The following is a 12,323-nucleotide window of genomic DNA, read 5'->3' on the forward strand; positions in this document are numbered from 1 at the left end:
TATGTTGTATATTTGCAGCCTTTTAAAAGTTGAGTGGTAATTAAAACAAGATTTATGAAGCGTAAAAGCGTAATAACTTGTAGCTTGATGTTGGTTGTTTGCTTAATTGCAAAAATGTTTGGTTACAGCTATTCCACCGGGTTTAACAAGATAAATAATCCGCTAAATATTGAGACAATAGAAGATAAAATAACAAAAGAAAGGTCTCAAGAATTATTAAGTTTTGCCGATGAAATGATCCCTTTAGGGGATGAAAAAATCGACTACAAAATGAAAAGAGCCTTAAAGGCAAACTCATTTCGTCAGATGCAAACTTTAAAATTACACCAAAGAGCAGAAAGATGGTTTCCAGTGATAGAGCCAGTGCTTAAAGCCTACGGTATTCCAGAAGATTTTAAGTATATCCCTTTGGTAGAAACCGGTATGGCTCGTGGAAAAGTTTCACCTAAAGGAGCAGCAGGTTTATGGCAATTTATGCCCCAAACAGCCAGAAGCTACGGTTTAAAAGTGAATAGTAAGGTTGATGAGCGTACAAACGTTTATCTTTCTACAGTTGCAGCAGCAAAATACTTAAGAGATTTATACAAAGTTTTTAACAGTTGGACTTTAGTTGCTGCAGCTTACAATGTAGGCGAAGGAAGCTTACAAAGACAAATTAACAGGCAAGGAGAAGATAACTATTTCAGGTTAAAACTAAACCGCGAAACGGGTAGGTATGTGTACAGCCTTATTTCTATGAAAGAAGTTATAGAAAAACCGGAAAAGTATGGTTATCAAATTAACAATCCTAGGAAGTTATTGGCTTATCAACCTTAAGAATTAAAATGACAATGAAATAGAAAGGTTGGGCCCTGTGGTCCAGCCTTTTTTTGTTATTTTTGCTGCCGAGAAAATCCTCGCAAATAACAAACAAAAGCATAAATAAAATCTTTATTTAGAGCAGGAAGCTTTTTTATGAGTAAGAAACCTATTGACCTTGGCGAACAAACAGAAGTAGAAGTTTATGGTGCCAGGGTTCATAATTTAAAGAATATAGATATATCTTTTCCACGTAACCAACTGGTTGTTATTACTGGTTTAAGTGGTTCAGGGAAATCTTCTTTAGCATTTGATACCATTTATGCCGAAGGGCAAAGACGTTATATGGAGACTTTCTCTGCCTATTCTCGTCAGTTTATGGGTGGTATGGAGCGCCCTGATGTAGATAAAATATCAGGCTTAAGCCCCGTTATTGCTATAGAGCAAAAAACTACTTCTAAAAACCCTCGTTCTACGGTAGGTACTATTACAGAGATTTATGATTTTATGCGTCTCTTGTTTGCTCGTGTTGGCGATGCATATTCTTATAATACGGGAGAGAAAATGGTTAAAATGTCTGAAGATCAAATTTTAAATCAGATTTTAACCCAATTTGATGGCAAGCCTATTAACATTCTAGCACCTGTTGTTAAAGGTAGAAAAGGACATTATCGCGAATTATTTGAGCAGATAAGAAAGCAAGGTTTTCTAAAAGTGAGGGTAGATGGGGAGATTATGGATGTAACACCTAAAATGCAGGTAGATCGTTATAAAATCCACGATATAGAAACTGTTGTTGATAGGTTAATTGTTTCTCAAGATGATAAAAAGCGACTGTATGCTTCTATACAGCAAGCTCTAAAAATAGCCAAAGGCATCATCAAAATAGCAGATAAAGAAAATAATGTGTATCATTTTTCTAAATATTTGATGTGCCCAACTACGGGTATTTCTTATGACGAACCGCAACCTAATACATTTTCCTTTAATTCTCCTTACGGGGCTTGTCCGGAGTGTGATGGTTTAGGTTATGTTTTTGATATTGATGAAGAATCGGTTATACCTAATAAGAAATTAAGCATTCTTAATGGTGCTTTAGCTCCTTTGGGCGAGTACCGCGAAACTTGGATATTTCAAGTGATTAAAGCTTTAGGTAAAAAATACGGTTTCTCTTTATCGCAGCCTATAGAAAAATTAAGTGATGAGGCTATTCGTATTCTACTACACGGAACTGACGAGTTGGTTACAGTACCTGTAGAGTACAACAAATGGAATGTTGAGAATTACCAGATAGAGTTTGATGGTATCATCAAAATGCTGGAAGAACAAAACGAGAAAAAAGGAGATGCTGCAACAGATTTAGAAGGTTATCGTATTCTTAAAACCTGTCCTGAGTGTGATGGTGCTCGTTTAAAGAAAGAATCACTCCATTTTAAGGTTGATGAAAAGAATATCTTCGAGTTAGCCTCTATGGATATCAAAAACCTAAAGCAATGGTTTGATGGTATTGAAGAAAGACTTTCAGATAGGCAAAATGTAATCGCCAAAGAAATTTTGAAAGAAATAAGAGCCAGAATAGGTTTCTTATTAGATGTAGGCTTAGAATATCTTACATTGGATAGAACTGCTCGTACACTTTCTGGTGGTGAAGCGCAACGTATTAGACTGGCAACGCAAATAGGTTCTCAGCTTATGAATGTGATGTACATTTTAGACGAACCTTCTATCGGGCTACACCAAAGAGATAATGATCGTTTGATAAAAGCTCTAAAAGATCTTAGAGACTTAAGCAATACTGTTTTGGTGGTAGAGCATGATAAGGATATGATTTTGGAGGCCGATTATGTTATTGATATGGGCCCATCTGCCGGGGTACATGGTGGTGAAGTGGTGGCACAAGGCACACCTCAACAACTTTTAAAAACACATACGCTTACAGCTTCCTACCTTAACGGAGAAAAAGGTATTCATATCCCAACAGAAAGAAGGGCTGGAAACGGACATGTTTTATCGCTTAAAAAAGCATCAGGTAATAACCTAAAAAATGTAAGTGTTGATTTTCCTCTAGGGAAGTTGATATGTGTTACGGGTGTTTCTGGAAGTGGAAAATCTACCCTGATAGGAGAAACGCTTTATCCTATTTTAAATAAACATTTCTTTAGGGCTAAAAAACACCCAATGCCCTACAAGGAAATTAAAGGATTGGAGCATATAGATAAGGTTATAGAAATAGACCAAACCCCTATTGGGCGTACACCACGCTCAAATCCATCAACTTATACAGGTGTTTTTTCTGATATTAGAAATCTGTTTGTGGCTTTACCAGAGGCTCAAATTAGAGGTTATAAGCCTGGGCGTTTCTCTTTTAATGTCAAAGGTGGCAGGTGTGAGGCTTGCCAAGGTGGCGGTATGAAGGTTATTGAAATGAATTTCTTACCTGATGTGCAAGTACCTTGTGAGGAATGTGGAGGAAAGCGCTACAACCGTGAAACATTAGAAGTACGCTATCGTGGTAAATCCATCTCCGATGTGCTAGATATGAGTATTGAAGATGCTGTTGATTTCTTTGAAAATATCCCTTCCATATATAGAAAAATAAAAACTTTGAAAGATGTGGGCTTAGGGTATATCACCTTAGGACAGTCTTCTACCACACTTTCTGGTGGCGAGGCACAAAGGGTTAAATTAGCTACAGAACTTTCTAAAAAAGATACAGGTAACACTTTTTATATTCTAGATGAGCCTACAACCGGACTACATTTTGAAGATATTAATGTTTTACTAGGTGTTTTGCAACTTTTGGTTGATAAGGGAAATACCGTTTTAGTGATAGAACATAATTTAGATGTAGTAAAAGTTGCTGATTATGTTGTTGATTTAGGTCCAGAAGGTGGCTCTGGCGGAGGAAATATCGTTTTTGCAGGTACACCAGAAGGATTAGCAAACTGTAAAGACAGCTTTACAGGAAAATTCTTGCAAAAGGAAATGGTTTAATGCCGCGTTTTTATTATTTTTATAAGAAAGATTAACAACGCTTTGTATGGGAAAAAGCAAAAAAATGATTAAACAACCCACAGCTGATTTTGAAAAGAGTGAAATTGATTTATTAAAGAATGCCTTAAAAAAGTCTTATACTGAAAGATTCTTCATCATGACTTCTTTGATGAAGCTAGATAGTATGTTTAGAAATGCTAAGATTACTCATCAGCCAGATGTCAAGACAAATAAAGGCTAATGGATATTTATGACGAAACCTTTCTAGATTTTTGGAAGTCTGCCAATAAATTTAATCTTCGATTTATCATGATTGGAGGTGTAGCAACCAATCTACATGGTTATTTCAGAACTACCGCTGATATCGATTTATGGATTGAGGATACACCAGATAATCGTAAAGCTCTTTATCATGTCTTTAATGATATAGGAATGGGTGATTTAGAATCTTTATTAACTATAACTTTTGTTCCAGGTTGGACTGATTTTTACCTAAGAAATGGAATTAGATTAGATTTGATGACATCTGTTAAAGGTTTAGAAGAATATACCTTTAACGAAGCCTATAAACTAGCATCAATTGCTAATATTATGGATGCAAAGGTTCCATTTTTACACATCAACCATTTAATTCAAGCAAAAAAAGCAGTCAATCGTCCTAAAGATCAAATTGATATTACAGCTTTAGAGCAAATCAAAAAATTAAGAGGCTTGAGCTAATTTTTAGTAGTATATCATAACTCTAAAATTATAATCTCAAACAATTTAAAAAGAGATAGCGTTTTAAGAATAAAATCTTTAACTTGATTAAAGGATTTTATAAATACTATACTCTCATGCTAAAACTCTTAAATGCCATTCAAATACGAGAGGCAGATAAATATACCATAGAGAACGAGCCTATTAGCTCCCTCGACTTAATGGAAAGAGCTGCTCAAGCCTTTGTAAGAGTTTTTACAGAACGTTTTACAGATAAGAAAATTAATATCGCCTTATTTTGTGGAAAGGGTAATAATGGTGGAGATGGTTTGGCTATAGCCAGGATGTTGCTGAATGAAAATTACACTTCTATACAAGTTTGTATTGCAGATTTTACAGAGAAATCAACCCCTGATTTTAAATATAACCTAGAGAGTTTACAGCAATTAGATGCTCAAATTTTTTATTTAAGTCAGGCCGCAGAACTTGAGATACAAACTACAGATGTTATTATCGATGCTTTGTTTGGTATAGGTTTAAACAGACCTTTAGAAGATGAATGGTACAAGTTAATCAAGAAAATCAATCAGTTTCCTGGCTTTAAAGTAAGTGTTGATATTCCATCTGGTTTACCGGCCGAAGGACAAGTTGTTGGTGATGCTATTTTTAAATCAGATTGGGTCATTACTTTTCAAAGACCTAAACTTAATTTCTTATTGCCACATTCAAGTCCTTATGTTAAAGAATGGAAAGTGGTAAATATTGGCTTAGATGAAAATTTTATAGAAAGTTCATCATCTCCTTATTATTGGTTTTGGAAAAAAGACGTTCAGAAATTTATCAAACCCAGACAAGCTTTTGAGCATAAAGGGTTGTTAGGCAGCGCACTTATTATAGCTGGTGAAGATGAAACTATGGGTGCAGCTTTATTATGTGCCGAAGCTTGCCATAAAGCGGGTACAGGTTTAACAACAGCCTTGATACCTAAAAGTGGTTTAGCGGCTTTAAATGCCCGCGTTCCAGAGGTTATGTATTGTAATAGAAGTAAGCTTGCAGATTTAAACTGGGAAAAATATAATGTTATAGGTATTGGTCCGGGTTTAGGTACATCTACCGAAGCAGAAGAACTTTTAACACAAACGCTCAATCATTTTAAAAAAACTATAGTTCTTGATGCTGATGCTTTAAACATCTTGGCTAATAGGCCAGAATTATGGAAAAATATTCCTGTAAACTCTGTTATAACGCCTCATATGAAAGAGTTTGATAGGTTGTTTAAAATACATCAAAATTGGTGGGATAGAATTATAACAGCTTTTGAGGAAGCTGTAAACAAAAAAATATTTATTGTGTTAAAAAATAGGTATACAATGATATTTAGCCCCCAAGGGATGTGCTATTTTAACTCCTCAGGTTCGCCAGCTATGGCAAGTGGTGGTATGGGAGATGTTTTAACCGGTATGATAACTAGTATGATAGCACAAGGCTACTCGGTAGATAAGGCTGTTTTATTAGCAGTTTTTACACATGGCTATGCCGGAGAACAGTTAGCTCAAAATATGTATGTAGTACCAGCAACCAGTTTAATTAAGAAAATACCAACTGTTTTAAGAGAATTGATGTAATCTAAAATATGTTTGATCAAGCCGATACAGATTTATTTTTAAAAATCGAGTTAAACCAAATTATTCCAGATATATTAAAACGATTAGATGATGCTACCAAATCTTCTAAAGCTGCTTTTCATGAAGGTTATGTAGCAACTATTCATGATGGTATACCTGAAATTAGAACTGTTGTTTTAAGAAAGGTACTTTTTAATGAAGAAGCCTTAGTTTTTCATACGGATATGCGTTCACCTAAGGTTCATCAAATCAAAAACAACCCTCAGTTAAGCTGGTTATTTTATGATGCTGCTTTAAGAATTCAAGTTAGATTTAAAGCCATTGCCGAAATTCATCATCAAAATGAGCTAACACAAAAGCAGTGGGAGGGTTCAAGATTAGAAAGTAGAAAATGTTATTTAGTTGAGCCTGCACCTTCCACACAAATTCAAAAAGTTTGGGAAGGTATTCCAAATATCGCACATCAAGATTTAACAGCGCAACTGGTAAGCAATGGTTATCATAATTTTGCTGTTATTAAAACAAAACTTATTTCTTGTGATTGGCTCTTTTTAAATAGAAGAGGACATAAAAGAGCTATTTTTACTAAAAATATAATAGCAAATACTTGGGAAGGTAAATGGGTGCAGCCTTAAATAGCGCCCATTACCATCATTTTTTCTAATGTAGGATTTATACTGCCACCTTTAGGCTCTAAAGTAACTGCAAAAGCTTGAGCTTTGTCTATTGCTTTCATCTTTTTCATAACAGTTTCTGTGCTAACGCCATCAAAAACCCCTAAATCAACAGGCTTACCATCAACTAGCGCCCATAATTGATATTGATGATTTTCATCATGAGCAGGCATAGACATATTTTTCATGTCTATCATAACCTTTTGTTCCTTCGGATTAAAAGCTACCAACATTTTAGATTCAGGAGAATTTGCAGTACCCTTCAATTCTACCATTTTATAATCAGGATTAGTATAAACACTTAATATCTCGTTAGTGCTTTCTACTTTTTTATCTAAATAATTTACCTGATTTGCATAATCTTGATTGCTACTTTGTAATACAGCTAATTGCTCTTTAGATTCTTGCAAATTATTATAAAGTACAAATAAAGCAGCTACACTTATGATAAGAAGTGCAAAGCAAGCGGCGAAAGAGTATTTATAAAAGTTAAGTTTAGCGTTATTTAAAGGAATAATGTTATCCTTAGTATTTGTATTAGCTAAAGTGTTTTGTTGGTCATTTTCTATAAAAGGTACAGAAGCAAGAGTATTGTTTTCTTCATCGTTGAAACTTAATTTACTTAAGAAATTGTCTCTTAAATTTTCAGAAGGCTCAATAGCGTAAGAATCTGCCAACTCTCCTAACGTTTTCTCTATTTCGGCAAGCTCAACTTTAACCTCTGGGTAAAGCGAAGCCATCTCTTCAACCTTAAGTCTTTCTTCAGGTGTAAGATCTCCTAGAACATAAAGTTCTAGAACGCCAGATTCTATATATGTTTTAATATCTTCCAATTATTTAAAATATTTTCTAAGCTCCATAATACCCATTCTAAGTCGGGTTTTAACGGTACCCAAAGGAATTTCTAATTCATTTGAAACTTCTACGTGAGTATATCCCTGGAAGTAAACTAATTCAACAATCTTTTTTTGTTCTGGCTTAAGTTTCTCTACCAAATCTTTCACACCTAATAGCTCGGGCCTGTATGTTGTATTCCTTTGCTCGTCTATAGCATTTACGTGGTTTTCAATATCTTGGTTTTTAGAATGATTTCTAAAATCTTTAGATCTTAGTTTATCAATAGCTAAATTCCTAGCAACATTTACCATCCATGTAAATAATCGGCCTTTAGTGGCATCATATTGGTGAATAGAATTCCAGATTTTTACTAAAGTTTCTTGTAAAACATCCTCGGCAATTTCTCTATCGGCAACTATTTTAAATATAACACCAAGCAAAGAAGCAGAGTACATATCATACAAGGCTTCTGCACCTATTGCTTTGCGTTGCTGTAGGGCTTCTATCAATACTGGTTCTTCCAGAGTTATTTTTTTAGTCTTAATCAATTTACCTAAGGTAGCGATGAATTTTTACAAATCAAACAAGTGTTTTTCTGCATGGTAAGATGATCTTACCAATGGTCCACTTTCAACATATTTAAAACCCATCTCCATACCAATTTGTTTGTATTTTAGGAATTGATCTGGATGAATCCAATCTACAACCGGATGATGATTTTTGGTAGGCTGTAAGTATTGCCCTATTGTAACTACATGTACACCATTAGCTTTTAAATCGCTCAATGTCTCAATTACATCTTCTTCTTTCTCTCCCAAACCAAGCATAATGCCTGATTTAGTTCTTAAACCAAAATCAGAGATACGTTTTAAGCACTCCATACTACGGTCGTACTTAGCTTGTATTCTTACTTCTTTGGTTAGCCTTCTTACGGTTTCTATGTTATGAGAAATGATTTCAGGTTTTTCTTCGCAAACTCTGTAAAGATTATCCCAAATACCTTTAAAATCTGGAATTAAGGTTTCCATAGTTGTTTGCGGACTTTCTCTTCTGATAGCCTTAATGGTTTCTGCCCAAATAATAGAGCCTCCATCTTTTAAATCATCTCTATCAACAGAAGTGATAACGGCATGCTTAACGTTCATCAGTTTAATAGAGTTGGCTACGCGGTTAGGTTCATCTGTATCAACAGCTAAAGGTCTTCCTGTTGCAACTGCACAAAAAGAACAAGAACGGGTACAAATGTTACCTAAAATCATGAAAGTAGCAGTACCAGCACCCCAACACTCGCCCATATTTGGACAGTTACCACTTTCGCAAATGGTGTGTAGTTTATGCTCGTCTACTAAGCCTCTCACATGAGCATACTCTTTTCCAACAGGAAGCTTCACTCTTAACCAATCTGGTTTTCGTTGTACTTGATTTGCAGGTATTACTGGTAACTCTATCATAACAACAAAAATACATATAGTTTAATTAAAAGTTGTGTTGATATTCTGTAATTTATTTAAAGAAACGGTGCTAAAATTGTAAAATAATCATAGTAAAAAACAGTATTATTGTTTTTAAAGCGCCTAGTCGCTTTTATATTAAAATGATATTAAATTTTATTTATGGCAACCACAAAAATTATTTATAACGGTTCTTTAAGAACTACATCAATACACTTACAATCAGGTAAAGAAATTATAACGGATGCACCTGTAGATAATAATGGTAAAGGAGAGGCTTTTTCTCCAACAGATTTGCTAGCTACTTCTTTTGGTAATTGTATGATGACGATTATGGGAATAGCAGCAAATATCCATGGCATTGATTTAACAGGCTTAAGCGCCGAGGTTACCAAAGTAATGGCTGCAGAGCCAAGAAGAGTTTCAGAAATTCATGTGAATTTTGATTTTCCTTTAAAAAATCTATATAGTGATAAAGATAAAAAGATATTAGAACATGTAGCTTTAACTTGTCCGGTGCATTATAGCTTACACCCTGATATTAAAAGGGAAGTTAAATTTAATTGGTAAGAGAGGGCTAAGCAAAAGAGGAATACTTTCAGTATTCCTCTTTTGTTATATCATTTCAATAACTTCTTCCAAGTTGATTTCTCCATGAGATTGATCTAAAATACATTCTCCGTTTTGGATAAGTAGTAATTGAGGAGACTCATGATGAACTTGAAATAAATCTGCAATTTGGTTAGAGATAATTCTGTAGTTTAAAAGATCAAGATAGTAGCAAGATAAGTTTTCCGGAACAATATCTCCATCCATATCTAGTCTTTTTTTAGCCATCATACTGATGGAGCATCTGGTACTATGCTTGAAAATAATGCTATTTCCTTGTTTATTTTTAATATCGTTTAATTGTTCTTCGCTCTCTAAATTAATCCAGTTCATGGTTTTGTAAATATATGTTTATCAACTTTCTGCAAAACTTTTGTGTTTGGAAAAGAAATAGTTGAAGTATTGTTACTGTTTGTTTTACTGGTAGATAATTTAACTCCGTTACCAATTTCTACATAAGGAGACCAATTAGAAATACTAAAGTTTTTTTGATTCTGTAATAAATACTTCCACTTTTTTATTTCCCCGTTTGCAGGGTTAATATAAAGCCAATATTGGTCGCCTGGCGTTAAACCTACCTTATCAAAGTTTAAATTTAATACCTGGTATTCTTTGCCATCTATAGTTTCATTTGCCACTAGAGTGGTATTTACACCAGGGTCTTCAACTTTAAACGGTACCAATAGCCAATAAGTATCATTGATATAAGAAGCATAAGCTTTTTTTACTGCAACTTCATTTAAAGAGTCGCTTAGAGGTATGTCATTTTCGTAAGCTTTGCCTTTTTTGGTATTAACATTAAATAGGGTTACTAGCTTTTTACTATTAGTAGTTTGTTCAAACCTATAGTTGCCAGTGTATCGGTCCCATAAATGGTTTCTCGATGTTGCGATTTTATCATTTCGTTTAACTTCAAAAGTAAATTGGATATATCTACTCTTCTCAAAGTTCTGTTTACCGCCAACGGCAGTCCAAATTTTATCAATCACGGCATTTTTATCTTGTGCTATGGCAGTTAAGCACAAGGCAATAAATAGACATGAAAAAAATAATTTTTTCATATAAAATTTTAAAGGATTAAAGATTATCTTCTTCCTCTAGCTTGAGGATAAGAACTATAAGCTGGGCAAAGTTTAGAAGAGCAAGACTCTAAAATGGTCATACTTGCAATTAAAACTAATGCTATAAAGATTAATTTCTTCATTGATAAATCTATAAGTATATAAATTTGTGTAAAGCTAATATATTTATTTTAAACTATTTGCCATATCTGCAATTTTTATTGCCGTGATAGCGGCCTCATCGCCTTTGTTGCCATGTTTGCCTCCGGCTCTATCTAATGCTTGTTCTTGATTATCTGTTGTTAAAACGCCAAAAATAACGGGTTTTGTGTGTTTGATACCTACTTGTGCAATTCCATTAGCCACGGCATTACAAATAAAATCAAAATGGCGTGTCTCTCCTTGTATCACACATCCCAAACAAATTACTGCGTCTAATTGCTGTTTACTTAGTAAAATATCTGCTCCAGCTATAAGTTCGTAACTTCCTGCAACTTCTACAGATATAATATTATCTTCTTCTGCACCATATTTAATTAAAGAGTCATAAGCTCCTTGATATAATTTTCCTGTTACCTCTGCATTCCATGCTGCTACTACGATACCGAAACGAAAAGGTTTTGCAGATGGTACTGTTGTATGCGAAAAATCTGATAAATTTTTTAAGTTAGTTGCCATAATGTCCAAAAAAAAAGGTTAGCCTTTTAGCTAACCTGATAAAAGTTTCTTTTATAAAATTATTTTCCTTCAACTCTAGCTATGTACATGTCAATGTTAAACGCTACAGTACTCTCAGGGAAATCGGTTTTAATTTTAGTGTATGTTTCAAAAGCAGATTTATAATCTTTTTGCTCCTCATAAACTAAACCTAACTTTTTAAGGTAGATTGGAGCAGCAAATTGGTTATTACCTTTAGAAATTGCTTTATTATAATAAGTAATTGCTTTGTCGTATTGCTTTAGTTCTACAAAAGCATCAGCAGCGCCACCTAATGCTAAAGGAGCAATAACTTCATCAGAGCCGCTATAGTTTGTTAAGTTATCTGCCGCTTTCTGAAACTCACCCTTATTTAGATACGCTATTCCTAAATAGTAATAAGCTAAGTTAGCTGATTTTGTATTATCGTAATCTTCTATGATTTTTTCAAAGCCAGGGAAATTTCCGTCGCCTTTTATAGCCTTATCCCAGTCTTTTTGTTCCCAATACTGCTGTGCTTTGTACATTTGGTTTAAAGCATCAGTTTCTCTTGGAGCCAAATAAAACTTTTGATAAGCAAAAAATAATAATATTAATCCTACTACGGCACCACCTATAATAAGGAGACTTTTACGGTTTTCTTGAATGAAGCTTCCTGTTTTACCTAAAGAACCTACTACTTCTGGTGTACTATCAATCTGTGTGTTCGACATTTTGGGTTTTATTAAAGATTGCAAAAATAGTGTTTTCGTTAAAAACAACAACTCTTATATTTAAATAATTACGATATAATTTACTAATATTCAATTACTATACTTTAAATGGAATTTTTGCCGATAAATAATTTGGTAAGAATACAGTTAAGAAGCCTTAGAAAGT

At 34.0% G+C, this 12,323-nt stretch carries 14 protein-coding genes; 7 read left to right on the top strand and 7 right to left on the bottom strand.

Annotation, left to right across the window (positions count from 1 at the left end):
• Positions 1-54: 54 nt before the first annotated feature.
• From GJJ64_RS12375 to GJJ64_RS12400, 6 genes are all read left to right on the top strand, one after another.
• Complete coding sequence (locus GJJ64_RS12375; RefSeq protein ID WP_154288094.1) at positions 55-816, top strand: lytic transglycosylase domain-containing protein; 762 nt, start codon at positions 55-57, stop codon at positions 814-816.
• 138 nt (positions 817-954) lie between these two features.
• Positions 955-3,792 carry an excinuclease ABC subunit UvrA gene (gene uvrA, locus GJJ64_RS12380; RefSeq protein ID WP_154288095.1) on the top strand — a complete coding sequence of 946 codons (2,838 nt, stop codon included), beginning with the start codon at positions 955-957 and terminating at the stop codon, positions 3,790-3,792.
• A gap of 46 nt (positions 3,793-3,838) precedes the next feature.
• Entirely contained in the window at positions 3,839-4,033 is a 195-nt protein-coding gene (locus tag GJJ64_RS12385) for a hypothetical protein (protein WP_154288096.1), read from the top strand.
• Positions 4,033-4,512 carry a hypothetical protein gene (locus GJJ64_RS12390; protein ID WP_154288097.1) on the top strand — a complete coding sequence of 160 codons (480 nt, stop codon included), beginning with the start codon at positions 4,033-4,035 and terminating at the stop codon, positions 4,510-4,512. Before GJJ64_RS12385 ends, GJJ64_RS12390 begins: the two co-directional genes overlap by 1 nt.
• Positions 4,513-4,628: 116 nt before the next feature.
• Positions 4,629-6,116 carry an NAD(P)H-hydrate dehydratase gene (locus GJJ64_RS12395; protein ID WP_154288098.1) on the top strand — a complete coding sequence of 496 codons (1,488 nt, stop codon included), beginning with the start codon at positions 4,629-4,631 and terminating at the stop codon, positions 6,114-6,116.
• Positions 6,117-6,124: 8 nt separating this feature from the next.
• Positions 6,125-6,751, top strand: a complete 627-nt coding sequence (locus GJJ64_RS12400; RefSeq protein ID WP_154288099.1) for a pyridoxamine 5'-phosphate oxidase family protein — start codon at positions 6,125-6,127, stop codon at positions 6,749-6,751.
• Here the strand turns inward: GJJ64_RS12400 and GJJ64_RS12405 are convergent.
• Genes GJJ64_RS12405 through lipA form a run of 3 tightly spaced genes read right to left on the bottom strand, consistent with a single transcriptional unit; the run spans position 6,748 to position 9,078 of the window.
• A complete protein-coding gene (locus GJJ64_RS12405) occupies positions 6,748-7,623 on the bottom strand; it encodes an anti-sigma factor (protein WP_154288100.1) in 876 nt (291 codons plus the stop codon). The two genes, GJJ64_RS12400 and GJJ64_RS12405, sit on opposite strands and share 4 nt — an antisense overlap.
• Positions 7,624-8,175 (bottom strand): RNA polymerase sigma factor, encoded by a 552-nt coding sequence (locus tag GJJ64_RS12410; RefSeq protein ID WP_154288101.1) that lies wholly within the window; start codon positions 8,173-8,175, stop codon positions 7,624-7,626.
• Positions 8,176-8,199: 24 nt separating this feature from the next.
• Positions 8,200-9,078: a lipoyl synthase gene (gene lipA, locus GJJ64_RS12415; RefSeq protein WP_154288102.1), complete on the bottom strand. Its 879-nt coding sequence runs from the start codon at positions 9,076-9,078 to the stop codon at positions 8,200-8,202.
• Positions 9,079-9,240: 162 nt separating this feature from the next.
• Here lipA and GJJ64_RS12420 point away from each other — a divergent pair, with 162 nt between their 5' ends.
• Entirely contained in the window at positions 9,241-9,648 is a 408-nt protein-coding gene (locus GJJ64_RS12420; RefSeq protein ID WP_154288103.1) for an OsmC family protein, read from the top strand.
• Positions 9,649-9,693: 45 nt separating this feature from the next.
• Here the strand turns inward: GJJ64_RS12420 and ytxJ are convergent, their stop codons facing one another.
• The 4 genes from ytxJ to GJJ64_RS12440 all read right to left on the bottom strand — a co-directional run bounded on the left by ytxJ (position 9,694) and on the right by GJJ64_RS12440 (position 12,157).
• Entirely contained in the window at positions 9,694-10,020 is a 327-nt protein-coding gene (gene ytxJ, locus GJJ64_RS12425) for a bacillithiol system redox-active protein YtxJ (protein ID WP_154288104.1), read from the bottom strand.
• The gene (locus GJJ64_RS12430; protein ID WP_154288105.1) at positions 10,017-10,748 is read right to left on the bottom strand and encodes a DUF6503 family protein; all 732 of its coding nucleotides are present in this window, start codon (positions 10,746-10,748) and stop codon (positions 10,017-10,019) included. The genes ytxJ and GJJ64_RS12430 overlap by 4 nt, the downstream gene beginning before the upstream one ends.
• Positions 10,749-10,934: 186 nt before the next feature.
• Entirely contained in the window at positions 10,935-11,426 is a 492-nt protein-coding gene (gene ribH, locus GJJ64_RS12435) for a 6,7-dimethyl-8-ribityllumazine synthase (RefSeq protein WP_154288106.1), read from the bottom strand.
• Between the two features lie 59 nt (positions 11,427-11,485).
• Positions 11,486-12,157: a YfgM family protein gene (locus tag GJJ64_RS12440; RefSeq protein WP_154288107.1), complete on the bottom strand. Its 672-nt coding sequence runs from the start codon at positions 12,155-12,157 to the stop codon at positions 11,486-11,488.
• Between the last annotated feature and the right edge of the window lie 166 nt (positions 12,158-12,323).

This window comes from Pedobacter puniceum (assembly GCF_009674685.1).
Classification (GTDB): Bacteria; Bacteroidota; Bacteroidia; order Sphingobacteriales; family Sphingobacteriaceae; genus Pseudopedobacter; species Pseudopedobacter puniceum.

Coding starts and splice junctions, on each gene's coding strand:
- GJJ64_RS12375 (WP_154288094.1), top strand. CDS start 55: ATGAAGCGTAAAAGCGTAATAACTTGTAGCTTGATGTTGGTTGTTTGC.
- uvrA (WP_154288095.1), top strand. CDS start 955: ATGAGTAAGAAACCTATTGACCTTGGCGAACAAACAGAAGTAGAAGTT.
- GJJ64_RS12385 (WP_154288096.1), top strand. CDS start 3,839: ATGGGAAAAAGCAAAAAAATGATTAAACAACCCACAGCTGATTTTGAA.
- GJJ64_RS12390 (WP_154288097.1), top strand. CDS start 4,033: ATGGATATTTATGACGAAACCTTTCTAGATTTTTGGAAGTCTGCCAAT.
- GJJ64_RS12395 (WP_154288098.1), top strand. CDS start 4,629: ATGCTAAAACTCTTAAATGCCATTCAAATACGAGAGGCAGATAAATAT.
- GJJ64_RS12400 (WP_154288099.1), top strand. CDS start 6,125: ATGTTTGATCAAGCCGATACAGATTTATTTTTAAAAATCGAGTTAAAC.
- lipA (WP_154288102.1), bottom strand. CDS start 9,078: ATGATAGAGTTACCAGTAATACCTGCAAATCAAGTACAACGAAAACCA.
- GJJ64_RS12420 (WP_154288103.1), top strand. CDS start 9,241: ATGGCAACCACAAAAATTATTTATAACGGTTCTTTAAGAACTACATCA.
- ytxJ (WP_154288104.1), bottom strand. CDS start 10,020: ATGAACTGGATTAATTTAGAGAGCGAAGAACAATTAAACGATATTAAA.
- GJJ64_RS12430 (WP_154288105.1), bottom strand. CDS start 10,748: ATGAAAAAATTATTTTTTTCATGTCTATTTATTGCCTTGTGCTTAACT.
- ribH (WP_154288106.1), bottom strand. CDS start 11,426: ATGGCAACTAACTTAAAAAATTTATCAGATTTTTCGCATACAACAGTA.
- GJJ64_RS12440 (WP_154288107.1), bottom strand. CDS start 12,157: ATGTCGAACACACAGATTGATAGTACACCAGAAGTAGTAGGTTCTTTA.